The organism is Salinivibrio sp. IB868 (genome assembly GCF_001995655.1).
Classification (GTDB): Bacteria; Pseudomonadota; Gammaproteobacteria; order Enterobacterales; family Vibrionaceae; genus Salinivibrio; species Salinivibrio siamensis.
On the sequence record NZ_MUEW01000010.1, the window covers coordinates 76,882 to 102,906 of the forward strand.

Annotated in this window: 27 protein-coding genes; 19 read left to right on the forward strand and 8 right to left on the reverse strand. The window is 50.0% G+C overall.

Features of this window, described 5'->3' with window-relative positions; translation table 11 throughout:
- Window positions 1-355: 355 nt before the first annotated feature.
- Together BZG20_RS11715 and BZG20_RS11720 are read right to left on the reverse strand one after the other, a co-directional pair.
- Entirely contained in the window at window positions 356-553 is a 198-nt protein-coding gene (locus BZG20_RS11715) for a hypothetical protein (protein WP_131825352.1), read from the reverse strand.
- Between the two features lie 200 nt (window positions 554-753).
- Window positions 754-1,293, reverse strand: a complete 540-nt coding sequence (locus BZG20_RS11720; RefSeq protein WP_231637467.1) for a hypothetical protein — start codon at window positions 1,291-1,293, stop codon at window positions 754-756.
- 276 nt (window positions 1,294-1,569) lie between these two features.
- Here BZG20_RS11720 and aroG point away from each other — a divergent pair, with 276 nt between their 5' ends.
- Window positions 1,570-2,652 (forward strand): 3-deoxy-7-phosphoheptulonate synthase AroG, encoded by a 1,083-nt coding sequence (gene aroG, locus BZG20_RS11725; protein ID WP_077579119.1) that lies wholly within the window; start codon window positions 1,570-1,572, stop codon window positions 2,650-2,652.
- A 77-nt stretch (window positions 2,653-2,729) separates the two neighbouring features.
- On the opposite strand, the gene BZG20_RS11730 is transcribed toward aroG, so the two are convergent.
- Window positions 2,730-3,155, reverse strand: a complete 426-nt coding sequence (locus BZG20_RS11730; RefSeq protein ID WP_046075822.1) for a DUF3069 domain-containing protein — start codon at window positions 3,153-3,155, stop codon at window positions 2,730-2,732.
- Between the two features lie 12 nt (window positions 3,156-3,167).
- On the reverse strand, window positions 3,168-3,608 hold the full coding sequence (locus BZG20_RS11735; protein ID WP_046075823.1) for a polymer-forming cytoskeletal protein: 441 nt from the start codon (window positions 3,606-3,608) through the stop codon (window positions 3,168-3,170).
- Window positions 3,609-3,827: 219 nt separating this feature from the next.
- On the opposite strand from BZG20_RS11735, the gene BZG20_RS11740 reads away from it, so the two are divergent.
- Together BZG20_RS11740 and BZG20_RS11745 are read left to right on the forward strand one after the other, a co-directional pair.
- Window positions 3,828-4,466, forward strand: coding sequence for a DUF480 domain-containing protein (locus BZG20_RS11740; RefSeq protein ID WP_077579120.1), 639 nt, complete (start codon window positions 3,828-3,830; stop codon window positions 4,464-4,466).
- A 5-nt stretch (window positions 4,467-4,471) separates the two neighbouring features.
- The gene (locus BZG20_RS11745; RefSeq protein WP_077579121.1) at window positions 4,472-4,750 is read left to right on the forward strand and encodes a GIY-YIG nuclease family protein; all 279 of its coding nucleotides are present in this window, start codon (window positions 4,472-4,474) and stop codon (window positions 4,748-4,750) included.
- Here the strand turns inward: BZG20_RS11745 and BZG20_RS11750 are convergent.
- Window positions 4,747-6,990 carry a bifunctional diguanylate cyclase/phosphodiesterase gene (locus BZG20_RS11750; protein ID WP_077579122.1) on the reverse strand — a complete coding sequence of 748 codons (2,244 nt, stop codon included), beginning with the start codon at window positions 6,988-6,990 and terminating at the stop codon, window positions 4,747-4,749. The genes BZG20_RS11745 and BZG20_RS11750 overlap by 4 nt on opposite strands.
- 278 nt (window positions 6,991-7,268) lie before the next feature.
- Between BZG20_RS11750 and BZG20_RS11755 the strand changes: the two genes are divergently transcribed.
- From BZG20_RS11755 to BZG20_RS11805, 11 genes are read left to right on the forward strand one after another with little or no spacing between them, the layout of a single operon-like run.
- Entirely contained in the window at window positions 7,269-8,222 is a 954-nt protein-coding gene (locus tag BZG20_RS11755) for a DUF523 and DUF1722 domain-containing protein (RefSeq protein WP_077579123.1), read from the forward strand.
- Window positions 8,212-9,042, forward strand: a complete 831-nt coding sequence (locus BZG20_RS11760; protein WP_077579124.1) for a MerR family transcriptional regulator — start codon at window positions 8,212-8,214, stop codon at window positions 9,040-9,042. Before BZG20_RS11755 ends, BZG20_RS11760 begins: the two co-directional genes overlap by 11 nt.
- A complete protein-coding gene (phrB, locus tag BZG20_RS11765) occupies window positions 9,033-10,475 on the forward strand; it encodes a deoxyribodipyrimidine photo-lyase (protein ID WP_077579125.1) in 1,443 nt (480 codons plus the stop codon). Before BZG20_RS11760 ends, phrB begins: the two co-directional genes overlap by 10 nt.
- Window positions 10,472-10,912: a nuclear transport factor 2 family protein gene (locus tag BZG20_RS11770; RefSeq protein WP_074214723.1), complete on the forward strand. Its 441-nt coding sequence runs from the start codon at window positions 10,472-10,474 to the stop codon at window positions 10,910-10,912. Before phrB ends, BZG20_RS11770 begins: the two co-directional genes overlap by 4 nt.
- On the forward strand, window positions 10,909-11,634 hold the full coding sequence (locus BZG20_RS11775) for an SDR family NAD(P)-dependent oxidoreductase (protein WP_077579126.1): 726 nt from the start codon (window positions 10,909-10,911) through the stop codon (window positions 11,632-11,634). Before BZG20_RS11770 ends, BZG20_RS11775 begins: the two co-directional genes overlap by 4 nt.
- A gap of 3 nt (window positions 11,635-11,637) precedes the next feature.
- Window positions 11,638-12,897, forward strand: coding sequence for an NAD(P)/FAD-dependent oxidoreductase (locus BZG20_RS11780; RefSeq protein WP_077579127.1), 1,260 nt, complete (start codon window positions 11,638-11,640; stop codon window positions 12,895-12,897).
- Window positions 12,894-13,640: a DUF1365 domain-containing protein gene (locus tag BZG20_RS11785; RefSeq protein WP_077579128.1), complete on the forward strand. Its 747-nt coding sequence runs from the start codon at window positions 12,894-12,896 to the stop codon at window positions 13,638-13,640. The genes BZG20_RS11780 and BZG20_RS11785 overlap by 4 nt, the downstream gene beginning before the upstream one ends.
- 2 nt (window positions 13,641-13,642) lie before the next feature.
- On the forward strand, window positions 13,643-14,884 hold the full coding sequence (locus tag BZG20_RS11790) for a cyclopropane-fatty-acyl-phospholipid synthase family protein (protein WP_077579129.1): 1,242 nt from the start codon (window positions 13,643-13,645) through the stop codon (window positions 14,882-14,884).
- 3 nt (window positions 14,885-14,887) lie between these two features.
- Window positions 14,888-15,406, forward strand: a complete 519-nt coding sequence (locus tag BZG20_RS11795; protein ID WP_077579130.1) for a DUF2878 family protein — start codon at window positions 14,888-14,890, stop codon at window positions 15,404-15,406.
- Window positions 15,403-15,936 carry a hypothetical protein gene (locus BZG20_RS11800; protein ID WP_077579131.1) on the forward strand — a complete coding sequence of 178 codons (534 nt, stop codon included), beginning with the start codon at window positions 15,403-15,405 and terminating at the stop codon, window positions 15,934-15,936. The genes BZG20_RS11795 and BZG20_RS11800 overlap by 4 nt, the downstream gene beginning before the upstream one ends.
- Window positions 15,933-16,481 (forward strand): DUF3833 domain-containing protein, encoded by a 549-nt coding sequence (locus BZG20_RS11805; protein WP_108743044.1) that lies wholly within the window; start codon window positions 15,933-15,935, stop codon window positions 16,479-16,481. Before BZG20_RS11800 ends, BZG20_RS11805 begins: the two co-directional genes overlap by 4 nt.
- A gap of 26 nt (window positions 16,482-16,507) precedes the next feature.
- Here the strand turns inward: BZG20_RS11805 and BZG20_RS11810 are convergent, their stop codons facing one another.
- A complete protein-coding gene (locus BZG20_RS11810) occupies window positions 16,508-18,139 on the reverse strand; it encodes a DUF2813 domain-containing protein (RefSeq protein WP_077579132.1) in 1,632 nt (543 codons plus the stop codon).
- A gap of 200 nt (window positions 18,140-18,339) precedes the next feature.
- Between BZG20_RS11810 and BZG20_RS11815 the strand changes: the two genes are divergently transcribed.
- Complete coding sequence (locus BZG20_RS11815; protein ID WP_046075835.1) at window positions 18,340-19,260, forward strand: LysR family transcriptional regulator; 921 nt, start codon at window positions 18,340-18,342, stop codon at window positions 19,258-19,260.
- 83 nt (window positions 19,261-19,343) lie between these two features.
- Here the strand turns inward: BZG20_RS11815 and BZG20_RS11820 are convergent, their stop codons facing one another.
- The gene (locus BZG20_RS11820; protein ID WP_077579133.1) at window positions 19,344-22,049 is read right to left on the reverse strand and encodes a bifunctional acetate--CoA ligase family protein/GNAT family N-acetyltransferase; all 2,706 of its coding nucleotides are present in this window, start codon (window positions 22,047-22,049) and stop codon (window positions 19,344-19,346) included.
- A 283-nt stretch (window positions 22,050-22,332) separates the two neighbouring features.
- On the opposite strand from BZG20_RS11820, the gene BZG20_RS11825 reads away from it, so the two are divergent.
- Both BZG20_RS11825 and BZG20_RS11830 read left to right on the forward strand, forming a co-directional pair.
- Window positions 22,333-22,818: an SPOR domain-containing protein gene (locus BZG20_RS11825; protein WP_198531485.1), complete on the forward strand. Its 486-nt coding sequence runs from the start codon at window positions 22,333-22,335 to the stop codon at window positions 22,816-22,818.
- Window positions 22,819-23,047: 229 nt separating this feature from the next.
- On the forward strand, window positions 23,048-24,052 hold the full coding sequence (locus tag BZG20_RS11830; RefSeq protein WP_077579134.1) for a D-alanine--D-alanine ligase: 1,005 nt from the start codon (window positions 23,048-23,050) through the stop codon (window positions 24,050-24,052).
- Here BZG20_RS11830 and BZG20_RS11835 read toward each other — a convergent pair whose 3' ends face one another.
- Window positions 24,053-25,006: a tyrosine-type recombinase/integrase gene (locus BZG20_RS11835; RefSeq protein WP_077579135.1), complete on the reverse strand. Its 954-nt coding sequence runs from the start codon at window positions 25,004-25,006 to the stop codon at window positions 24,053-24,055.
- Window positions 25,007-25,220: 214 nt separating this feature from the next.
- Between BZG20_RS11835 and BZG20_RS11840 the strand changes: the two genes are divergently transcribed.
- Both BZG20_RS11840 and yciH read left to right on the forward strand, forming a co-directional pair.
- Window positions 25,221-25,589: a DUF3319 domain-containing protein gene (locus tag BZG20_RS11840; RefSeq protein ID WP_077579136.1), complete on the forward strand. Its 369-nt coding sequence runs from the start codon at window positions 25,221-25,223 to the stop codon at window positions 25,587-25,589.
- Between the two features lie 94 nt (window positions 25,590-25,683).
- Window positions 25,684-26,007 carry a stress response translation initiation inhibitor YciH gene (gene yciH / locus BZG20_RS11845; protein WP_077579137.1) on the forward strand — a complete coding sequence of 108 codons (324 nt, stop codon included), beginning with the start codon at window positions 25,684-25,686 and terminating at the stop codon, window positions 26,005-26,007.
- Window positions 26,008-26,025: the final 18 nt, after the last annotated feature.

Below are 26,025 nucleotides of genomic sequence, written 5' to 3' on the forward strand. Positions count from 1 at the left end.
TCTAGTTGGCCAAAAAACTCACTTTTCTTTGCGTGAGATCGATTCTAAGGCTGATTTTACAGTGATTTATCCGTAAACTACGTCCATCTGTTGGAAAGCGCTCATCCTTTGAACAACTTGAGCTGCTGGAAACGCGTATCACTCTGTCTATCATTTTTAAACTGGGAAAATTGCTGTGGAAACTGCACTGGTCGTTGCTTTTATCACTGCTGCGGCGTGGATTGTTCGCCGTGAACGTGCTGCACAATAATCTGCTGATTGAGCCCTTTTATACACACTCGTTTTATTCAGCAAAAATGAAAAGCCTTCTCCATGGAGAAGGCTTTTTTATGCTTACGTGTTTCGATGCTCGGCGTCAGTTGTCGTAATAGTCGCCGTCTGACACTTCATGAAAGTCTTCTACTTGGCTGGCGGCTTGGAAGTCAGCAGCAGGCTTGAGTTGACGTCGCCGTAACATCGTTACTTGCTCTTCCAAGCGATGAGCGGTTTCAATGTTGCCTTCTTGATAGGCCTCTTGGATTTTTCTTTCAAATTCATCAATACGTTGAGTCATCACCATCGTTATACCCTCCGACAGTTCCCACGCACAATCACAACGAGCATCGCTGTGGGAGTTGCACCACGCACTAAGACGCCCGCCTTGTAACAGCGATTACGTCCATACCTTAAACTTAGTTTAGATTGACAAGATAACCAGTGAGAGAGGTCACACTGGACGGTAACACAAGGGAGTGAGATGGTTACCGTTTGCTATTAATACAGGTATCTGACAGAAAAAATCAAGCGATTTTGTTCCAAGCCATTGGCACGCCACGTTGCGCCTAACGACAAGGTTTCAGTGGAGTGAAAGCGCCCGCCAATTTCCACTAAGCTGGTGGTGTCGTCTTGATCAAAAATGATAGAACCGACATACAAATTGGCCTCAATCGGTGGGGCTACCCAGCCGCGCAATCCGGCACCAATCACAGTGGCAAAATCACCGGTATCGTGCTTGTCGTCGTCTGGCCGCCGAAACCATGCACCTTCCAGCTCGCCATACACATCGACAAACTGGTTAATTGGGGCATGAAAGCCAACACCGCCCGAGGTATACCAGTCACCTTCGAATTGCGTATCCCCTTTAGCGACGAAGTGTGCGCCTTCCGTAAATGCAAAACGTCCCAACCCGCCAATCCCACTAGGATTTGCAAGGACGTTGACCTGAATATGGTTGTAATCAAAATTGGTCGCATGTGCAGCGGGTACGGACAGGGTCATGGCCAATAGTGCCGCTTTACTGAGGCGTGTGATCACAGCATTTACTCCATTTGCATTTAACATCAGTGTAATAGCTTCAACGTAGTCAGTGCAATAACTTAGCCGATCTTGCGCCCATATTTAAACCACAGCGCACATTGCGTCAATAATTCACGAGGATTGATGTGTCAATGTTTTGTTTGATTTAGGCTTTTGCTATTGCGTAAAAAAATATTTGCACAAAAGAATGTGGCAGGTTAGCGTAGGAGTCGAATAACGAAAACGTGGCAATCAGCTACGTGAGTCAGCGACACGCAAACACAGGATTAGCCCATGAGTGTACACCCAACCGATGACGTTAGAATTGACCAAATAAAAGAACTCCTTCCACCTATCGCTGTACTAGAAAAATTTCCAGCGACCGACGCGGCGGAACACACCGTATTTAATGCACGTCAGGCGATCCATAAGATCTTAAACGACCAAGACGATCGTTTGGTTGTCGTTGTAGGGCCTTGTTCTATTCACGACCCTAATGCTGCGCGCGACTACGCCAAAAAACTTAAACAGCTGCGTGAGACATTAAGTGCCGACTTGGAAGTGGTGATGCGGGTTTATTTTGAAAAGCCGCGCACGACGGTTGGTTGGAAAGGCCTGATTAATGACCCGTATTTAGACAACAGTTTCAAAATTAATGATGGGCTGCGACTAGGGCGTAACTTACTGCTAGATATTGCGGATTCTGGTTTGCCTGCGGCGGGTGAATTTCTTGACATGATCACGCCACAGTATATGGCCGATTTAATTAGTTGGGGCGCGATTGGGGCACGGACTACAGAGTCTCAGGTGCATCGCGAACTTGCCTCTGGGCTATCGTGTCCTGTTGGATTTAAAAATGGCACAGATGGGAATATCAAAATTGCCACGGATGCCATTCGCTCAGCGAGTTCACCGCACCAGTTTTTATCAGTGACCAAGTATGGACACTCTGCGATCGTCGCAACCGCAGGTAATGAGGATTGTCATCTGATTCTACGTGGAGGCAAAACGCCTAATTATTACGCGGGTGATGTCGATCAGATCTGTGGGGCGCTGGCTGATGCTGGGTTACGGCAAAAATTGATGATTGATTTGAGCCATGCCAATAGCAGCAAACAATATCAAAAGCAGAAAGACGTCAGCGAAGATGTGGCGGGGCAAATTGCAGCAGGCAACAAAGCCATCTTTGGTGTGATGATCGAAAGTCATCTCGTCGAAGGTCGCCAAGATTTAACGGACGGTCAGTCGCTTACCTATGGTCAAAGCATTACGGATGGTTGTATTGGTTGGGAAGATACGGAGAGAGTGCTCCATCAATTGGCCGCCTCTGTGCGTGCACGTCGTGAAAAGACGACGCCGCTCAGTGAATCCGCTTAATTGCGTCTGTTTAGTCACAAGAAGCCCCCAACCGGTGGGGGCGAATCACAGGGGTCAGTGCATGGCACTGGCCTTTCTTATTTTTGGAAAATAGCTTGAAACTCGCGTTTTAATCCAGGCTTTAAACGTGCTTGTTTCAGTTGCTTCGATAAATCTTTGACACAAGAGCTGAGCACATCATCAAGAATTTGCGCTTTGTAGTTGTCGCGCCCTTCATCAGACATATCACTTAAGTCAACCTTTTCGAGCTCGCTCAGCGCATCGATACCCGCATAGCTTTGACTTATGGCGACGAGTGCGTGAAATTGATCATAGTTGTCGAGAATGTTTTGCGCACTGGCAGGCAGTTTTTCCCACGCTTCTTTGACACTGGCACTGGACGCATCATGTACCGAGGCGATCATCGTGTACATAGCTTCAGGGGCTTGTTCATAACGAATCACGCATTGTAGCTCAGGAGAAAAACTATCAAAGCTGACCGGGGATTGATTAGAGTCGGACATTCACAGGCTTCCTTACGACTGTTTCGAGGAGGGTGGATGAGCTTTTTTGTCTTTGCTTGCTTTATCGTCTGATCTTGCTTGTTCCGCTAAGGGTACCACTGTGTCTGTTGATAGAGTGGCACGGTTCTCACCAGCAAGAAGCCCACCTTTTTCAATGGTCAGTTGCTCGGTGTTTAGCACGCCTTTCATCTTTCCCTGCGAGAGAATATCGATAGCGTCTGCATCACATTGCCCCTCTACCAAGCCATTGATGGTGATATGCTTAGCGTTGATGGTACCGCGAAAGTGGCCAGATGCTGAGATAACAACGGCGTTAGCCTGGGTTATATTGCCTTCCCCAAATCCATCAATTTGAATATCACCCTCAAGATCAATATCACCGACCACTTTACAGTTTCTGGCGACGATCGATAAGCCATGATTCGGGGTAGACTTTGAACTAAACAGACCCATGTCGTGCACTCCACATACATCATTTTGGTCAAGTATATCATTAGCTGTGCACAGATGGTGGCGCTCTGGTGTACAACCCGATGCGTAAGATGTGATCCTGCTACCAGTATTGGTGATCGTCGCCTTGGGTGGATTATTGCGCGGTTATCGGCGCAGTGATTGCTTGCACGACATTCAGTTGATATAACTCGATGAAATCGACTAAATGGGATCATCGCTATGTCAAGGACACTCTCACCGTATCAGCAACGTGTCATCGGTTGTTTACTTGAGAAAGAAGTCACCACCCCGGATCATTACCCGCTCACACTCAATGCGCTGACCACCGCCGTGAATCAAAAAAGCAACCGTGATCCTGTCTATGAGATGGCCGATTCAGAGGTATTAGATATCGTAGAGACCTTGATTGAGATGCGTCTGGTTAGCCCGCAAGAGGGAAGCGGTGGGCGTGTTGCCAAGTATCAACATCGTTTCTGTAATACACAATTTGGCGACCTAACCCTCAGTGAGCCACAGAAAGCGATCCTTTGTGTCATGTTATTGCGAGGCGCTCAGACGCCCGGGGAGTTGAGAACCCGTACACAGCGCCTCTATGCCTTTAATCGTGTCGAAGATGTCGAGCGCACATTGGCTGACATGATTACGTCAAACTGGGTAAAAAAATTGCCGCGTGAGGCTGGGAAGCGCGAGTCGCGCTATCAACACCTATTTACTGACGGCGTTAATATGCCGACGAACTCAGCACCGCAAGCGGAACCAGAACCGACCACCGATGCCTCTTTGGTGACGCGAGTGAGTGCGTTGGAGCAAGAAGTGGCGGAATTACGTCAGATGTTAGAGGCTGTTTTGGAGCGATAACACCTATGGATACGCCTTGGTTTGTTTATTTGATTCGAACGCGCCAAGGGCAGCTTTACTGTGGCGTAACAACGGATGTTAGCCGCCGGTTGATACAACATCGCCAAGGTAAAGGTGCACGTGCGCTACGAGGGAAAGGACCGCTGTCACTGGCGTGGCAATCGCAACCGATGGAAAAGCGAACGGCGATGCAGCGCGAATGGCAAATAAAGCAATGGCCGAAGCAGCGTAAGGAAGCGCTATGTGCACGCTTTTGTTGTGTGCGTGACAATGGTGTTGATTAATTAAATAAACGAGTGATGGGTTGTGATTGCGTGAGGAGCGCAGTCAACTGATGGATATTCATTGAGGGGTAATAAAGGTGCCCCTGCGCATAGCGGCACCCCAGGTCAAACAAAAAGTCACGTTGATCTTCACGTTCCACACCTTCTGCGACCACTTTTAATTTCAGCAATTGCGCCATGTTAATGACGGCTTGGCAAATCACGATGTCGTCTTTGCAGTGAGGCAGATCGGCGACAAAACTGCGATCGATTTTGACGGTGTCCACCGGGAAATGCTTAAGATAGGCTAGAGATGAGTATCCGGTGCCAAAATCGTCAATCGCCAAAGAAACACCTGCTGCCGCGAGTGTGTGTAAGGTATGTTGGTTTTGGCTAAGGTTCTCAATGAAAACTTGTTCTGTCAGTTCAATTTGCACACGTTCGGGCGGGACTTGATGGCGTTCAATGGCGCGTAGAATGGTATCAGCAAGGAAGCTGTCTTGGAATTCATGCCCAGAGATATTTATCGCGATAAATGGGGGGGCACAGTGCTGCGCCAGCAAGGTTGCATAGGTCTCTAATGCCTCATTGACCACCCAAGTGCCTAACTGCCGCATAAGCCCTGTGTCTTCTGCGGTGCGGACGATGGTATCAGGCGAAATCACCGCGCCCTCTGTATCTTGCCAGCGTACCAGGGCTTCAATCCCCGCAATGCTGTGATCTTTTAGATCGATTTGCGGCTGAAAATGTAAGCTCAACTCGTTACCTTGAATCGCTTTGCGGATGGCGTACTCGGTATCCTTTTTCTGATGCAGGTGGTCTCGCATTGCCATTTGAAACACCACGACTCTGTGATGAGAGAGTTGACGAGCGCGATGCGCCGCGGTGTCTGCGTGGCGCAACAGTTCCTGAGCGGGCATGGAAGCATCGTAGCGATAACTAATGCCGACGGCACAGGTCACAATAATCTCCTCTGCGTCGTGGAAGAAGGGCTGCTCAATGGCTTTTCGGATCTGTTTCGCGTAAATCTCCGCTTTTAGCGGTGAAAGCTCGCTGCCGACAATCGCGAATTGGTCGTCACTGATCTTGGCAATATAGTCATCGGTTTGCCTCACGCGTTGTAGACGTTGTGCCAATTCAACTAAAAGCTGGTCATGCACCGCTTGCCCGTACAAATCATTGATCTCTTTCAAATTATCAATGTCCACACAGATTAACGCCAGATCGTGGGGGTGCGCGTTAGATTCATGTACACGCTGCTGAATATAGCGAGTGAGGGCATGACGGTTGGGCAGGTACGTCAAGGCGTCGTGATTCGCGATAAAATGTAGCTGTTGCTCGACGTCTTTGCGTTGCTCAATTTCATTTTTTAAATAGTCAATCGTGGTCTGCGCCGCCCGGCGAGACATCAAATTCACCTCAGCCAAATACAACGCGACGCCCAATAAAAGAGCCACAAGCATGCCGGCGATATAAATCAGAATGGGTAATGAGATAAATTGACTGGCGCCTGGCTCTTGCCAAAGCGCGAGCTGCATAGCGGGTTGCGTGCCTGCTAAGGTTAAAGGTGCCGACCCAACCGCGGCAAACGGCGAGATGGTGTCACCAATCAACACGGTGTCGTTTGTCCAGCGGGTCATGGTGAGGTGTTGATGTTTATTGAGATAGTCGGACGCAACCTCGCCAACAAGCGCGTCAAGATTAACGACTGCGCCAAGATAGTAACTTGGCGCGGCGCGGCTATGACTGTAAATCGGGTAAGCAATTCGCCAACGGGTGAGATCGGGCTGATCCGTTTCAAGCTGGCCCTCTGGCTCGCCCACTACGTCAAACGAAAAACGCGGTTTATTATGGCTGGTATCTGCGTGTGTTTGCCAACTTATTTCCTTTCGACTGTCCGCCCAAAACAATGATGAAATATAGGCACTGTCTTGTTGGGTTTGTTGCACCAAAGCTTGCCATGTCGAGAAGGTCGAGGGCACATCCAACTCGATGTTACTGGCTAATGAACTAAGCCGTGTGAGTTGGGTATTAATGCTGCGTTCGACGGCGCTGGACAAGGCTTGAACTTCCACATTGAGAAGCTTTTCTGTGCGTTGCGCTTGTTGTGACTGGGCAGCCTGATACAACAAAAACGTCGCGACGAGCACACCAAAACAGACGAGTGCGATGAAAATGATCGCACGGCCACGAGGCTGTGCCGACCGCCTGGCAAGTGTGAGTGGATCCTCGTTGTGATCATTGAATGTTGATAAAGGCATAGGGCCTGCGCGTAAGGCTTATGGTGACAACCAGATAGTTCCAGTGTAGTGCTAAGAATGGGGGATTGCGCGTATCAATACTGAGACAGTGATCGGCCGCTTGCTGCCAACAAAATCTCGGCGTTAACCCAGTAACTGACGTGGATGCGACAGGGCACTTACTTGTACAAATAATTTTTTTTGTACAATTTTGATCTATCTTCTACTCTTAGTTGTACAACATATTATAAATGTACAACTCCGTAGCCGATGCTGCGCGGTCAGTGTAGAGGTGAGACATGTCATTCCCTGTAGGTGTTAGCGCCTGTGTTATTGGCGAAAAAGTACGATTTGACAGTGGTCATAAGCGTAGCCCATTTGTCACCAAAGAGTTGGCACCGTATGTCGACTTCGTGCCAGTGTGCCCTGAAGTCGGGATTGGACTCCCCGTGCCGCGCCCCGCTATTCGGTTAGTCGACAAAGGCGACCTATCAGTGAGGTTGGTAGAAACCAAAGATCAGCAAAAAGACTACACCGAGAAAATGACAGCGTTCAGTGAACAGAAAGCGGAAGAGCTCGCTCACAAAGCACTGCGTGGCTACATTGTCTGTGCCAAGTCACCGACCTGTGGCATGGAGCGGGTGAAAGTCTACCGCGAGAATGGTTACGCCTCAGATATTTCCGGGGTAGGGCTTTACACGCAGGCACTGATGGCGCGCATGCCTTGGTTGCCTGTTGAAGAAGACGGCCGGCTTAACGATCCTATTCTCAAAGAGAACTTTGTTTTTCGCCTTTTTGCGCTTGATGATCTTTACAAGAGTGTCGAGCAAGGGGTGACCAAGAAAGCCCTCGTTGATTTCCACTCGCGCTATAAGTTGGTACTGATGGCGCATTCGCCCGAAAAATACCGTGAACTGGGGCGATTTATGGCCAACATCGGCCATTATGACCTTGATCGTTTTTTCGAACAGTACCGCACCGCGTTTATGCAAGCCATTGCCATTCGTGCGACGCGTAAAAAACACACCAACGTGTTAATGCACCTGCAAGGCTATTTTAAAAACAACCTCGATAAACGCCAGAAAGCTGAGTTAGCGAATCTTATCCATGCGTATCGTCAGGGCACGATGCCCTTATTGGCACCGCTGACGTTGATTTCGCATCATCTTCATAATCACCCTGATGCGTACTTAGCTAACCAAGCTTATCTCAAGCCTTATCCTGATGCGCTGAGGCTTCGCTATGGCCTATAAGACGCCTCACACTCTAACTATCAGTCAGGTAGCGGATCAAACAGGGGTTAACCCCGTGACATTGCGTGCTTGGCAGCGACGTTATGGATTGCTTGCGCCTGAGCGAACGGCTAAGGGGCATCGGCTTTATCGCCAAGAAGATGTAGAGACTATCGCTCATATTCTTCAATGGTTAGATAAAGGCGTACCGATCAGCAAGGTCAAACCTCTGCTTGCTCACAGTCCCACGTCGGCCGAGGCGGAAGACGACAGCGTGGCACAAGAGCTGATTGACTGTATTCATACATTCTCAGTCAAACGGCTTGGGAAAGCCCTGGATATGATTTTAAAAGAGTACCCCTTTTATTGGTTAGTTGAACATGCCTTTACACCGGTCGACCAATGGTTAGGTGACGAGGATGAAGCGGTTCGTGTATTGCAGCGCGACCTGTGGCAAAGCGCCGTGATTGACCGATGCAGAACGGCGCTGGCGGCGAATGCCAAACGACATGCCCAGTCTCGATGCTGGCTTGTCTCATTAACGGTAACCAGCGAATACCAACGCGTGCTTATGGCGATGGCACTCAACGAGAAGGGTTACAGTGTCACAATATTATCCAGTCCGCATCAGCAATTGAATTTGGTGGTTGAGGTGATGCGCGAGCAGGGGGTGACAACATTGGCCTTAATGGCTAATCGTCGTCTCGATCGCGCCCAAATCAATCAAGTACGCCTTTGTCTTGCTCAAAATGACATTGACGTTGTGAGCCAAGCTTTTATCTGCTCCGTACACGGTGACGAGCTCGAAGAACTTAAGGAGAACAAAACGTTATGCATCTAGTCTGGTTTCGGCGCGATTTACGTGGGCTGGATAACCGTGCTTTGAGCGCAGCCAGCGAAGCGTCCGTTCCCGTGGTCGGGATATTTATTGAGACACCGGAACAGTGGGCATCGCACCATCTTGCCCCCAAACAAGCGGGCCTTATCAAAGCACGGCTAGAGGCGTTACGTGAAGAGCTTCGCGCGCAAAACATTCCGTTGGTGGTTGAACGTGCGGCTGATTTTTCTCAATCGGCGGAAAAAGTGGCTGACTATGCCCACCGCATTGGTGCAGCAGCGGTATTTGCCAACAAGGAGTACGAGCTCAATGAAAGCAAGCGTGATGAACAGGCGCGCGTGGCGTTAGCGGACAAAGGCATCGCATGGTATGCCTATGATGACCGCAATTTGTTTGCACCGGACACCATAAAATCGGGAAAAGGTGAACCGTATAAGGTGTTTACTCCCTTTAAAAAGGCCTGCTTACGTGCCTTAGACGGCATGGATGCCTCACCGCGTCAAAAGCCACCCAAACGCGAGACAAATTCGGCCGTCGACGCGATCTTTTCACAGCTTAAACCGATTCACTTTGATTATCCGACGGAGGATGTCGCGGACTGGGCGTCCGATGAGAAAGGGATCCTCGCGCACATGCGTCGTTACTGCCGCGAGCAAGTGGCTGATTATAAGAGACAGCGTGACTTTCCCGCTGTTGATGCCACCAGTCAACTTTCTCCTTATTTGGCCATTGGCGCGTTATCCCCACGTCAATGCTTGGCACGTTTACAACAAGAGCATGCCGATTGGCGTGAGCCCGATACAGGGGCAGCTACCTGGCTTTCGGAACTTATTTGGCGTGATTTCTATCAGGAAGTGAGTGCACAAAATCCGGCAATCAGCAAAAAGTATAGCTTTTTAGCTTGGGGCGAGTCAGTGGTATGGGATAACGACCTTACATTGTTTGAGGCGTGGAAGGCGGGCAAAACGGGCTTTCCCATTGTTGATGCGGCCATGCACCAGCTTAATCAAACGGGCTGGATGCATAACCGGTTGAGAATGATTGTGGCCAGCTTTTTGACCAAAGATCTACTTATCGATTGGCGCTGGGGAGAAGATTACTTCATGTCCAAGCTGATTGATGGCGATTTTGCCTCTAACAACGGGGGCTGGCAATGGTCTGCGTCGGTAGGGACCGATGCTCAACCTTACTTTCGGATCTTTAATCCGACCACACAGGGAGAGCGGTTTGATAGTGATGGGCGCTTTATTCGTCGCTGGCTACCGGCGCTTAAACAGGTGCCGGGCAAGCATATTCACCAGCCTTGGCAATGGGCAGATCACTACGCCCAGACGCTAGATTATCCGCGTCCGGTGGTGGATCACGCCACTCAGCGCAAAAAGGCGCTGGCTATTTTTGAAGCGGCGAAGAATCAGCCTCAGGAGCAAACACCATGACTCGCTCCCCAACCCATGTCGGTGTGTCGCAATTTGTGACGACCTATCAAGCGCTTAATAAAGATAACTTGTCATCACTGGCGACGATTTATCACCCCAAGATTGTGTTTGTCGACCCAGCGCATGAGATAACCGGCTTAGAAGCGTTTATCCAGTATTTTTCGCTGCTGTACGAAAACGTGACCGATTGTCAATTTCATATACACACGACCGCGGTAGATGGAGACGATGCCTTTGTGACCTGGACCATGATGTTATCGCATCCCAAGTTGGATGGGGGGAAAACGCGACAAGTTCAGGGCTGCTCTCACTTACGTTTTTATGACGGCAAAATCATTCGCCATCGTGATTACTTCGACTTAGGTGAAATGCTGTACGAGGCGCTACCTGTGATAGGTCGCCTGCTCAAACATATCAAAACGAGGCTAGGACAATGAAACACGTATTGATCACCGGCGCCACGTCGGGAATTGGTGAGCAATTGGCAAGAGACTATGCACGCCAAGGTTGGCAGGTGACGGCCTGTGGGCGAAACCAAGACAAGCTCAACACCATGGCTCGCGATCACGCATCATTAGATGCATTGGCGTTTGATGCCACGGATGGCGAACAAACGCATCAAGCGCTGAGTAACCTAAGCGTCTTTCCCGATTTAATTATTCTAAATGCTGGGACGTGTGAATATATCGACCATGGCAAAGTCGATGTGGCGCTGTTTAAACGCGTTTTTGAGATCAATGTCTTCGGCGTCCTCCACTGTATTGAAGCGCTACAGAGTCGGTTCACCCACAGTACGCATCTTGCCATTGTCGGCTCGTCGGCCAGTTACATGCCGCTGCCACGTGCGGAGGCATACGGCGGATCGAAGGCGGCGATTAGCTACATAGCCAACACCTTATCGGCAGATCTGGCGCAACAAGGAGTGACGGTGTCACTTATTTCGCCAGGGTTTGTAAAGACACCACTGACAGACCAAAATGACTTTGCGATGCCAATGCGCATCACGGTGGAGCAAGCATCGGCGGCGATTCAACAAGGATTGGCAAAAGGAAAAACGGAAATACATTTTCCGCGAAAATTTACCTTTATTCTCAAGTTTCTCGCGCTATTGCCTATGGCGTGGCAGCGAGCTCTCGCACGACGTATGACAAGGAACTAAATCATGAAAATTGCCATCATCGGATCAGGCATTGCCGGTTTGACGTGTGCTCATTATCTCAATAAACAGCATGACATCACCTTGTTTGAAGCGAATGATTATTTGGGGGGCCACACGGCCACGGTCGATGTCGACGTCGCCAGTGGACAGTACGCGATTGATACCGGGTTTATCGTTTTTAACGATCGCACATACCCAAATTATGAACGTTTACTCAATGAAATTGGAGTGGGTCGCCAACCTTCTCAGATGAGCTTTAGTGTTCGCAATGATGCGAATGGACTGGAGTATAACGGGCACAGCCTGTCCTCGTTATTTGCGCAGAAGCGTAATGTCATCAATGTACGCTTCTACCGCTTTTTGGCGGAGATCATGCGATTCAATCGCCTCGCGCGCGACGCACATGAGACGGGTGAAGCGGAGCGGCAAGGCGCACTCAATACCCTGGGCGATTTTCTCAATCAACATGGGTTCAGTGATTATTTTTGTCAAAACTATATTCTCCCCATGGGCGCGGCTATCTGGTCATCTACCTTGTCAGATATGCGTGGCTTCCCCTTGGCGTTCTTTTTGCGTTTTTTCCAAAACCACGGCTTGTTGGATATCGCGAATCGGCCGCAATGGTATGTGATCCCCGGAGGCTCACGCGAGTACGTCAAAAAGCTCACGCCTGCCTTTGAGGATAAGATCTATCTGAATTCACCCGTGACAAAGGTCCGCCGCACCCCTGATGCGGTGTGGGTGACGACAGAAGCCGGTGAGCAGGCGTTTGAGCAGGTGATTTTTGCGTGTCACAGTGACCAAGCCTTGGCCATGCTGGCTGATCCCAGTGAAGCGGAACAACAGGTGCTTGGGGGGATTCCCTATCAAGACAATGAGGTTGTGCTTCACACTGATACGTCGCTGTTGCCTAAGCGTCAAGGCGCGTGGGCAAGTTGGAATTATCATTTACCTTTGTCAGACAAAATAGACACAGAACCAGCGGCTTTGACCTACAATATGAATATATTGCAGTCAATTCAGGCGCCTGAGACATTTTGCGTGACGTTAAATCAAACCGACAGGATCGAGCCGAGTAAAATTCTTAAGCAATTTGTCTATGCTCACCCCGTGTTTAATACCGACAGTGTTGCCGCACAGCAGCAGCGCCATCGGGTTAATGGCCAGCAACGCAGCTGGTTCTGTGGCGCCTATTGGTATAACGGCTTTCACGAGGATGGTGTGCGGAGTGCGCTTGATGTCGTGGAGGGGATCAATTCGTGAGTGAGTCGGTTTCAGCACTAAATAGCGGGTTGTATGTCGGGCAAGTGCGGCATCGGCGTTTTAGCCCGATAAAACACACGTTCAATTACACAGTGTTTATGCCTGTGATTGATCTTGATGAGCTCAGTTTGCTGGCATCACAGGTCAAAGGTTTTCGCTTGGGTAAGTGGGGGTTAGCTGCCTTTGATCATCGCGATTATTTGAATGGACAAGCCGACACCAAATCGGCATGCATCGATAAGGTTCAGGAACTGACGGGCGAGCGCATTGAGGGGAAAGTGTATGCGTTGTGCCAGCTACGTTATTTGGGCGTGTATTTCAGTCCGGCCAACTTTTATTACCTCTATGACCAAGCCCATAACTGGCGTTATTTATTAGCCGAAGTGAGTAATACCCCGTGGGGAGAGCGGCATTATTATGCCGTGCCTGCGGGTCAGCGGTATGAGCATGACAAAGCGTTTCATGTTTCACCGTTTAATCCCATTAAGCAACGTTATCACTGGCGTCTTCGCCCTTTAGGTACGCGGGTTCACTTGCACCTCGAGGCTCACCGACAACAGAAAGAATTCGACGCCACACTTGGACTGCAGCGACGTCCATTTACATCAAAAACACTGAGTAAGTTATTGATCCGGACGCCGATGGAAACAGTAAAAGTTGTCATTGGTATTTATTGGCAAGCGCTCAAACTTTGGATAAAGGGCGCACCGTTTTATCCGCACCCGAGTGCGAAGAAGGAGTAATTATGTCTGCAACGGACGTACCTCAGAGTCAACGCACACTGACACGTAAAGAGCACTACGCTAAACAGTTGGTTTATACCCTGCTAGCACATGTTGATGAAGCGTGTATTTCTCTGGTTGATGAGCAGGGCCAAACCTTACAGTGTGGTGATCCTCAGGCACAATTACATGCATCCGTGCTGGTACACGACCCACGTTTTTACACCCGGATTTTAACCGGCGGTAGCATTGCGGCGGCCGAGGCTTACATCGATGGTTGGTGGGAATCACCGAACTTGACCGACGTTATTCGCGTATTTGCTCGCAACCTTCCTGCTATCGACAGAATTGAAAAGCACACTGGCTGGCTGGTGGGACTAGGGAACAAGCTGGCTCACTGGCGCAATCGCAATGAAAAAGAGACCGCACGCCGCAATATCGCAGCACATTATGACCTCGGCAACGACTTGTACCGTCATTTTCTTGATGAGCAAATGCTGTATTCCAGTGCTATTTACACTGACAAAGAAATGACCCTAGAGCAGGCCCAAGTGGAAAAGATGGACCGGCTGTGCCGACAGCTGGCGCTGACCTCAAACGATCATTTGCTCGAGATTGGCACTGGCTGGGGAGGAATGGCGGTCTACGCGGCTAAGCATTACGGCTGCCGCGTGACCACTACCACGATTTCACAAGAGCAATATACTTGGGCAAAAGCCTGTGTCGAGCGAGAAGGGCTGGAAGATAGGATCACGTTGCTACAAAAAGACTACCGTGATCTGACCGGTGAATACGATAAACTGGTTTCGATTGAAATGATTGAAGCGGTGGGGAAAGAGTATCTAGATACCTTTGTCCGTCAATGCCAGTCATTGCTTAAGCCCAGTGGTTTAATGGCCATCCAAGCGATCACCATTGCTGATCAGCGCTACGAGCATTACAGCCGTAACGTCGACTTTATTCAAAAGCATATTTTCCCCGGAGGGTTTTTACCCTCAGTGAGCGTATTGTTGTCTCACCTCACCGCTCAAACCGATTTTGTGATCAGAGATCTAAAAGACATCGGCTTGGATTACGCACAAACCTTGGCTGATTGGCACACACGCTTCAATCAGCAGACGGAGGTACTGCGCGATTACGGCTATGACGATCGTTTTGCACGTTTGTGGCGCTATTACTTTTGTTATTGTGAGGGCGGCTTTAAGGAACGTACGATCAGTGCGGTCCAGCTACTCCTAAGCCGTCCTGCTTGGCGAGAGGCATAATCTGTGCGCTTTGTCGTTATCTCTTTATTGTTCAATGTTTACTGGTTTTCGGCGGCGCTTGGCCCGCCGAGCTTTCAGTGGTTAATGGTCGCGATGCTACTGGGCGCGATCCTTTATGACCGCAGCGTGATGTGGGCCATTGCCGTGCTTACGCCCGTTGGGTTGATTGGAGATAGCTTATTACTCCACACACAGTGGTTGGCTGTTGAGGCCGAGTACGTTGTGATGCCGCTGTGGCTACTATTACTCTGGCTAGGGTTTTGCAGCTTTGCGTGGTTAATGCGTGAGCTTATCCTCGCACGCGCATTTTGGTTTATGGCGGCGCTGGGCAGTTTGGGTGGCGCAAGCAGTTACTGGGCAGGAGAGCGTTTAGGGGTTTTAAGCTTCCCAGAGTCCATATGGGTCACTGGCGCGGTGCTGATTGGCACTTGGTTAGTCTACAGCATCATCCTGATTAATCTGATGCAATGGCTGCAACACCAGTTAGATGTCCGTTCTGCCGCGACAAGGAGAGAGCCATGAATAAGTGGGTGAAACACCTTGTATTAATGCTCGCGCTCGCAACGCCTTACGCCACCATGGGGGCGACCTCGTCTTCAATGACATGGCAAAGCTGGCCCCAAGTTGGCGAAGCGACGCTAACTTGGGGCTGGTGGACGATATATCAGTCATCACTGCGCTCACCGACCGGGCGTTATCAAGCGCAAACGCCTCATGCTTTAGTGATTACCTACGCGCGCGATATCAGTGACCAACGACTGATGAAAGCAACAAACGATCAATGGGAGCACTTGGGCTTTTCGGAAGCACAACGAACGCGTTGGCAACAAGCGCTGGACAACGCATGGGGAGAGATAACAGAGGGCGATCGTCTTGCGTTTGTTCGCCACGCGCAAAAGGGCGTTTTTTACGCTCAGCCAAAAGGGAAAGACTGGGAAGAGACCTTGACGGTCAAGGACATCGAGTTGGCAGATGCCTTTCTCGCAATCTGGTTATCAGAAGACACTGACTATCCAGATCATCGTCGAGCATTATTAGGAGAAACGCCATGAGAAAAGTGACGCAGACGATAGGCAAAATTCTGACGGTATTGGTGAGTGCTGTGCTATTGGCGGCGTGCTCTGCCGATATTGAAGACTATCAAGGGCGCAAACCAGACTTTAACTTGTTTGAGTACTTTGAAGGACAAACAAAAGCGTGGGGCATGGTACAAGATTTTACCGGCGAGCAAACCCGACGCTTCGTTGTCGATATCGACGGTGTGGTAGAAGGCGACACACTGACACTGGATGAATCCTTTGTGTATGCAGATGGCGAAACGCAAACCCGGGTTTGGACGATTAAACGTCACTCTGATGGCACTTACACGGGGACGGCGGGCGATATCGTCGGGACAGCAACAGGTGTTGTGGCTGGCAATGCGCTAAATTGGCGTTATGATTTAGTGGTTCCCGTCGGCGATAGCGAATATCAGCTTCACTTTGATGACTGGATGTTTCGGCAAGACCAAGATCGCCTTTTTAACGTTACCTCAATGCGCAAGTGGGGGATTGAAGTAGGCAAAGTCACGCTGTTTTTTGAGCGGGTGGAGCAATAGTTCGCGAATAGGACGAGTCAGAGGCGTTAACCAACACCTCTGGCCAAACCGATTGCGCGTTGAATAATCCAGCGCAGCAGCTTGGGAATGGGGGCTTTTAACTCATTCTCGGTATAGGCGATGATCGCCAACGCGGCGTCAGGCTTGGCATAGCGTTTTAAGGCTTTGGCGATAATACGTTTGTCATTCATGTGGGGCTGTTGACTGGTGACGCCGGCCATGTCGCGAAACAAAGGCTCATAACCGTTGTTGTACAAGTAGTGCTCAATATCTCTATCAGGCAGTACGGTTAAACGCGCGCCCTCTGGTTGATGCTCTATTTGCCCGCGCGCCGTCGCAGCATACTTCTTACCAGCCATATCACCATCCGCCACCAAATGCCATTCAATACCTAATGCTTTTGCAGCCTTGATAAGCGGGCGTAATCCACTTTGGGCAAACTCGATAAGGTGTACACCCTCTGCAGCTAAGTCATAACCTTGCAATCGCGCTAGCTCGTTAAACAGCCATATCTCCGTTTCTCCTTCCACCAGCAACCAGCAGCGTGCAAATAGCGCACTGGGTCGGTGAAAACGGACATGGAAGGTCACGCGGCGGCGCTCGTCTTTGCTAAGAAGGTGAGGCGGTACTTGGTGGCTATGCGTTTCAGTGGGGTGTCGCACCAGTCGGCGAATATGATCCAGTTGTACGCCCGCGAGCAAGTCACCGCTGTTTGTGGTGAGCAACTTTTGCATCGGCATCAACTGAATCAAGCGCCACGCTTGATTCAGTAAGGTTGGATGAAGTCGCCCTTCTGGATCTTCAAATAACATCACTGGCCGCGCATTACGTTTGAGCTGTTTTGGCCCGCGCGCCCGGACAAATGCACTCAATAAGCCCATGAGCACGAGCCGACTTTGATTAGAGGTATTGGCGGCCACCGCTTCGAGCGGGTGCATTTGGTTATGAGTGATGGCTAATGCGCCCGGGGCATGAATGGGATAAGGATCGCGGTCATGCTCGTAGGCGGCAAAATAGTGATCGAGCAATTGACGCATGGCATGCAGGCCACTTTTTATCTCGCCTTTATTCACATGGCCGGGCATCATCAACAGGCGGCGATAGGTGTTGTCTAACCGCTGCTCAAGGCGGGTGTTATCTTTTGTCACTGCTTGCCCTGGCACGCGCATGCGTCTGGCATCACGCACACGAACGACTGGGTGAATTTGCATTAGGTGGCTGGCGAGCGCGTCGCTGTCTGCTTGCTCAATAATATCGCCTTGTGAGGATAAAAACTCTCTCCGTACCGCGACTTTACTTTCTTGGATGGTGGCGCTTAAGCAATAATCAAGGGTTCGACACCCCGCGTTGCTCCCATTCCAAACGTGTTTAAAACGACGATAGCGGCGCGCTTTATGCTCACCGGGAAAGCTCTCTTGCCAGCGAAGGATGATTTGAAACTGTTGTTCAGGCAAGACACCTAAGACATGGTCAACGTGAAAGTCCGACCGTTTAAACTGGGGTTTATCGCCACTTGGGTGCAATGCAATTTCTAGCGCATCAAGCAGAGACGATTTTCCCCATGCGTTTTCGCCGATTAAAACGGTCAGTTCATCTACTTGCAGTGACAGGCGATTGATACCACGAAAGCCTGCTATTTCAATTCGGTCTAGTCTCATCGTCACCTCTGTTTTACAGTATGACACCTTCACTAAAAAGGAAACCAAACCCGTGATGGTTTTGTGCTATATGCCTGATTTATTGCATTTAAGCGAGCGCATGTTAGCGCCAGATTTGCGATATGGCGGTGAGCCAAACCCTGATATAGTGTTTAACATGAGTTATCTCGCCCCTAATGGGCAACGACTAAGAGACCGTCATGCTATCATTTGAAGCTTTGCAAGTGCTTGATGCCATTGAGAGAAAAGGAAGTTTTGCCGCGGCAGCTGAATCATTGAATCGTGCGCCATCATCGCTGAGCTATCAGGTTCAGAAGTTGGAAGACGAGCTCGGTTTAGTCATCTTTGACCGTTCAGGGCATCGTGCAACCTTCACCGATGCCGGGTATTTATTAGTTGAACGCGGGCGCATGCTGTTGAACGCAGCAGATGAAATGGTGGCCGACGCCGCTTCTCTGGCGCATGGTTGGGAGTTAGAAATTTGCTTAGCGTATGACGGGTTATTTAAAAGCCATTTCTTTTTTCCCTTGATTGAGCGCTTGGCGAAAAAAAGTAATACACGCCTTAAGCTGTCGGAACAAATATTGGCAGGATGTTGGGAAGCGCTGGCTCAAGACCGCACCGATGTGTTGGTGGCACCCATTCCCGACACAGTGCCGCAGGGCATCAAAGTTCAGCCTTTGGGCGATATGAGTGCCTACTGGGTGGCAGCGCCCGACCATCCTATTCACAAAGAAGCGCGTCCCGTAGAGCCTGATGTGCGTGCCAAATATCGCGGGGTGGCGGTGGCGGATACCGCGCGAGGTATGCAACCTAAAACCTTCAATGTGTTAGAAGACCAACCACGGCTTACTGTCAGCTCAATGCACGATAAGTACGCAGCCATCTTAAACGGACAAGGGATCGGTACCTTACCTTGGTTCTGGATACAAGATGACCTTAATACGGGTCGTTTGAAACGTTTAAAAGGCGGAGAGCCATTCGAGTTAACGCTCGGGCTGGCGTGGAAACGCAACCGAATGGGCAATGCTAAGTCATGGTTAGTACGCCAGCTTCCCAAGCTACTTGAACCCTACTTACAAGCTGGGGATATGCCTATTGCTGACAAGTCGATGAAATAGGGGGACGCTCGCTCGTCTTTAGCCGCGATCAGTGAGTCCGATCGCACGGCGTACGAACACAGTCGAAGACCGCCGAGACGCTCTTAATCGTTAATCGGCGGGTTTGGGTGCAAAGACAGTTGCATATCGACAATGCCATCTTCCATTTGCACATCAATACTAAAACCACATTTTTGTGCCAATGCGATCATCCCACGGTTATTGGGCATGGTCATCCCGGTGATCCGCGACAACCCCGCTTGACGACCATAATCGATGATGGCTTGCATGAGCACGCGACCTAACCCCACTCCTTTTAGGTCGGAGCGCACGAGCACGGCAAACTCAGCGTCGGTGTTTTGTGGGTCAGCCAGCAAGCGTGCTACCCCCCAAATCTCTTCTTCGCCAGACGCAAGATGACAAGTAGCCACGAGTGCCATTTCACGGTCATAATCAATTTGGGTTAAATTAGCGAGCGCTTCATGGTTGAGCTCGCCGACGTCAGAAAAAAATCGACGATACAAATCTTCTTCGGACACTTTTTCTACGAAGGCTTTGTGCGTCGGCTCGTCTTCGGGGAGGATGGGGCGCAGCAGAATGGTCTGCCCGTTTTTGAGCTGGATAGACTGCTCAAGCTCTTTCGGGTAGGGGCGTATCGCTAACCGCTTTTGTTGACTACCTGCGTAATCGCGCAATCGTAGGGATGCATCCAAAATAGTCAGCTCATTGCCAGACACCAATAAAGGATGAATATCGAGTTCATCAATTTCGGGGCAATCAATGATCATCTGTGACAGGGTCACTAAAAAGCGACACAAACTGGCAATATCAATGGAGATCGGAAAACCACGTTGTTTGATTTTGCCGCTCTTTATCGCGCCAATGACCAGATAACGTGCCAATGCCATGTTTAATGGCGGGATCGCAACGGCGGCATCTTTGGTCACATCCCAATCCGAGCCTCCCTCACCCAGCAGAATAATGGTACCAAATACGGGATCGTTACTGATGGTGACCCGCAATTCTTGCGCGCCAGCGCGGGAAGCCATGGATTGAACAAGTAAGCCTTGAATTCGAGCCTCTGGGAACGTGACCGCGACGCGATCAACAATTGCTTGGGCGGCATTTGCGACTTCGGCGCCGGTGCGTAGATTGAGCATCACGCCTTGTACATCGGATTTATGGCGAATATCTGGGGAGCGGAGTTTTACCGCCACAGGATAGCCGACTTGCTCGGCAATTTGTGCCGCCTCGACGGAATCGGTGGCGAGCCATGTCGATATCACTTGCATGCCATAGGCTTCGAGCAAGGGACGGACTTCATGGGTGGTTAAGGTCAAATGCTCGATATCTTCTGCTTGATCGATAAAGGCGCGAGCGGCGGGCAAGTCGTAGTCCATACTCCCGGTTGAGGTGGGCGTTTCCATTAATTGCTTTTGATTGCGCCTGTATTCTACAAGGTGCATGTAGGCGGTGACGGCGCTTTCGGGTGTGCGATAGGTCGGGAACCCGGCGTGGGTAAAAGCGAGACGCGCGACCGTGGCATCATCGCCTTCGCCTTGCCAGTTGGTCAGAATATTGAATCGACGCGCGCGCGGGTTTTCTTTGAGTGAATGGATTATGGCCTTAGCGGTCGCTAGTCCTGGTGCCGTGACAGAAGGAGAGTGCATGATGAGCACAGCATCGGCATCGTCACTGTTTAGTACGATATCAATCACCGCTTGATATCTTTGCATGTCGGCGTCACCAACAATGTCAATGGGGTTAGTTTGCGACCAACTTTTGGGAAGGACCTGGTGCAATGCGTCGAGCGTCTGCTCGCTGAGCGTGGCCAGTTTGCCACCGGCATCCATGAGCGTATCGACGGCCATCACCGCCGGCCCCCCCCCATTGGTAATAATCGCAAGGCGTTCTCCGCGAAGTGGTACCGAGTGAGAAAGCGTTTCAACAGCGGCAAAAAGCTCGTGGGTATTGTTGACACGTAGCATCCCAGAGCGGCGAATAGCCGCATCATAAGCGGCATCTAAGCCAATGTTGGTATGACTGAGCTGCTCGAGTGCAACAGAGCCACCTCGTGTGCGGCCACTTTTAAGCACGAGAATTCGTCGATTACGGGCAGCGGCACGAGCAGCTGATATAAATCGGCGCGCGTCGCGTATAGAGTCGACATACAGCAAAATAGCGTCGGTTTTACTGTCGCGACAAAGAAAATCGAGTAACTCTGGGAAGTCGATATCGCTCGCTTCACCGAGCGAGATAAAGGTGGAAAAGCCGATGCGTTTGTTCCGCGCCCAATCTAAGATGGTGGTACAAACGGCGGCTGATTGAGACACAAAGGCAATATTGCCTTTATTGGCGGGTACTGGCGCAAACGACGCATTGAGATTGAGCCAAGGTAAGATCATGCCAAGGCTATTGGGACCGAGCACCCGCATGGTATATTTCTCCGCAATCTGTTGCATAGCGTCATACTGACTTACCCCCTCAGCATTTAATTGCCCCCGCATTCCCGCTGCTAGCACAATCACGAGCTTTACTCCGCGCTCGCCAAGCTGCTCAATAAGAGGAGGCGTGATCTCGCCACGCGTACAGAGGATGGCCAAATCAGGCACCAAGGGGAGATCAGCCACTGTTTTGTAGGCCAAGATACCGGCGACCGCTTGGTATTTGGGTGTCACGGGCATGATAGGGCCTTGGAAGCCGCCGGATTGCAAATTGCGTGTAACAACGTAGCCTGCACGACCACTGTGATCAGAGGCGCCCACCACCGCGATGGACTTTGGCTTGAGGAGTTGATCGATACCGGCCATGATGCCCTCCGTTGGTTTGACGAGTGCTTGCTTGTGGTGCGCAATGGCGCAAGCGTGTTCACAAGCCAGTTTATCGGTTCGCGCTTGAATTCAACGGTTTTTTTTAACGCAATGTGATCTCGGCATGGCAGAAAGTGAACCGTGAGATAGACTAAAAAACGACGTTTAACATGACTATCTGTGAGCTGTAGCCGGAAACCTCGTGCAAGAGGATAACTTTTGGTTGAATGGCTACTGGGTCGGGGGCACAATGAAACAAACTTGGATAACTGACAGAATCACAATGAAAAAATTGGGCTTACTGGCTATCGCGATACTGCTAACTGGGTGCAGTAGCGGTGGCGTTACCACTGAAATCTACAGTCAGACAATTGAATCAACTGACAAGCGCGATACCGCGCAAACGGCAGACGCCGAGCCAATGATGAACACGGCCAAGCCTGAGCCGAAGCCGGCACCGAAAAAGCAAACGATGAAATCAGCGACGCAAGGCGCTGGGTATACCATCCAAGTCGTTGCCCTTAGCCATGATAGAGGGTTCAGTGATTATGCCAAACGGCTTCCGAGCGACCAGCCATTATGGAGCAACAAAAAAATGGTAGATGGTTTGCCTTGGTACACCTTGTTGTATGGTGAGTACCCAAGCCGTGATGCGGCCAAGCGTGCGATTAAAGCGCTGCCACAAACGATTCAGCAATATGGTCCTTTTGTACGCGATATTAGTAAAATAAAACGGTCTTCAACACCTGAGATGATCCGTGTAAATTAATTCGCAAATTGGTGTGGTTGAAAAGAGCTGGCGAATGCCAGCTTTTTTGTTGCGTGGCGTTTATCCCTGTATTGTGGAGACGCATTGGCAGCACAGATTGAACAAACCTGCAGCAAATGGGCTCTAATCAACCAATAAAACGTCTCTGATAGATGAAAGCGAAACGGCATTTGTCTACTATGGCGTTAATGTCCGAATAGCGCGTTTCGACGCGTGATGAGAGAAGAAAATGACCAAACTCAACCTGCTTTTGTTATGCGGCGGCGGCGGAGCAGAACATGATATTTCCCTCGTGTCTGCTCAGTATATTGAATCACAATTGGCTAAATTACCGCGCATTAAGGTGCACAAAGTTGAAATGACCCGAGACGGGTGGCGCCTTGATGATGGCATGCGCTGTCACCTCGATACAGATGGCAACCTGTGCAGTAAAGTAGAACACACGCAAATTCACTATGTCGTGCCTTGCCTTCATGGCTTCCCGGGCGAAACAGGCGATATTCAGTCATTACTGACGATCACTGGCCTTCCTTATTTGGGGTGTGACGCGGAAGGCAGCCAGATTTGTTTTAATAAAATAACGTCAAAGCTATGGTTTGATGCACTGGGCATCCCCAATACTCCCTATGTGTTTATCACCGACCAAGGCGAGCAGAGTCAAGCACGTGCCTCCGCGTTTTTAGCCGACCATCAGGCGGTGTTTGTGAAAGCGGCGAGCCAAGGCTCCAGTGTGGGTTGTTACCACGTAACGGATGCAGCGCAGCTACAAGCGCGGATTGCCGATGCATTCACCTTCTCGGACCAAGTACTGATCGAAAAAGCCATCAAGCCGCGGGAATTAGAAGTGGCGGCGTTTCAAGTGGGCGATGAAATAATCGTGACGCGCCCTGGGGAAATCCGTTGCCCTGAAGGGAGCTTTTACACTTACGAAGAAAAGTATAGCGAGGGTAGCCACAGTAATACCTACATTGAGGCAGAAGATCTGACCGAAGAGCAGGTCGAGGCAATTCGTTCATACGCACATCAAGCATTCAAGCAACTACGTTTAAAAGATATGTCGCGTATCGATTTCTTCTTAACGGAAGACAACGAAATCTTAGTTAATGAAATCAATACGTTTCCTGGCATGACACCTATTTCTATGTTCCCCAAACTGGTGGAGCACCATGGCTTGGCATTCCATGAATATTTGGCATCCTGTATTAGCACGGCCACGGGCCGACGGGTTAATTGATTAATCGGTAAGCTTTTTTCGTCGGTAACGCGACTTGGCTTGCTCACTGGCTACCGTGTTACCGACATATTGCGCTGGCATGGCTGGGCTTTTCCAACGTCCCATATACTGAATTTGTTTAATGGACATTCCCTGTTTCGCCAGCGATCGGCTCGCTCCCACACGCGGTGACTGACCAGAGAAAGTGACCGACTCGTCTAAAAGTGTACTGGCTCGGCGGAACACGCGATAGATAGAGGAAGGGTCGAGAGGCGCTTCTCCTAGGTGACCATGTTTGTTGATTCGACGCAGTAGGGGACCTTGGCTGATCCCTGTTTTTTCGAGCCAGTCCATGAGCAGTGTTGCAACTGATTCAGACAGCGGCACGCGTTGCTCTTTCACCAAAATGGATGCTTGGCCTTCAGCGGTGACAAGGTCCTCCACCGACAGGGCGGCTAATTCACTTCGCTTTAATAATCCTTCATAACAAAGCGACCAAACCAAGCGGTCTCGAATATCCTTTAGGCGCTTAGAGCTTGCAAGCTGCTGATTTAGGCTAGCTAAGTGATAGGCTTGAAAAGGTGTGGCTTCGCGGCTTTCCGGTAATTTCTCTTGCAGAAGGCGCGCCATTGCGTACTTCACTTCTCGATGCTTGCTCGGGTCTTTAAATTGGTGAAGCTTGTGCACCAAACCGACGGTGATAACCATCCTACGAACGGCCGAAATCTTGCGCTGGTTCGCCGTTATTTCAGCAAAGCGGCGCAGTGTGGTGACGGCACAAGGAAGGGGCGTCACGTTTTGTTCTTGACAGAAAGCAACGAAAACGCGCCAGTCGTTGCGATAACTCAATAGCGAGTTTTTGCTGTAGGCGTTTTGTGTGATGGACGACCATTCTTCAATGCTTAATGCACCGGTGTTAAAGCGAGCTTGACTTGCTTCAATGTCACTGGGGTCTAATGGTAATAACTTCTTCATAATGCACTATAACTTTTTATTGCTAACGCTAATATATCAGACATCAGTGCAAATTGTTTGAAACATATCTCAATTTGCCTATTACTCGGTCTATCAGCGCCTTAGGCTTGATGAAATTGCTCGAACAACACATGATAATAGTCTAAAAATGAAGAATGTTCGTAATCCATTGCATACATAGGTATCGGATTATTGTTCGCGAAAGGAGAGAGCCATGACTCGACGCCTTTTTCATCGCGGGTATGCGATTGAGAAAACCGAGGGCAGCGGAGACATTACAGAAGAATACCGCGCTAGGTTAGGTGGAAAGGTGATATCAGGCAGCCTACAAGCGGTGAAGAAATCAATTGAATGGTGGGCGGACACCAGTACTTTGGTTGATCCTGCGGATCTCGAGGAGGAAGATGGAGACGGCACCGGAACGCGCCAAGTCGAGGAATACAAGGGCTTTCGTATCATGAATGATAACCCTGATAAAGACAGCAAAGGCTGGTATATGATTGTGCGTGGTAATTTGATGAAAGGCTCGCTGCCTGCGCTCAAACAATTTATTGATAAAAATGCAGAGCAACTCCGTGCTTAACACGGATAGTCACCGAGTTGCTCATTCTGTCACTGGCTGCTAAGTTGATTCAGCTTTGATATAGTGAGGTCAAACGCTTCAACGAAACAGAGTTATGTCTGACAATAATCATTTAGTTTACTCGACCGAAACGGGCAGAATTAAAGCCGAGCCAGAAAAGCCAAGCCGACCTAAAGGTGATGGCATCGTTCGTATTCAGCGACAAACAAAAGGGCGCAAAGGCAAAGGCGTCAGTCTGATAACCGGGTTGGGTCTTGATGATGGCGCGCTTAAACTGCTGGCCGCCGAGCTTAAAAAAGTGTGCGGGTGTGGTGGCGCAGTCAAAGAGGGCGTCATTGAAATCCAAGGGGACAAGCGTGATACCCTCAAGGCGCACCTAGAAAAGAAAGGCTATACGGTGAAACTGGCAGGTGGCTAGGTGTTAAAAACAACATCC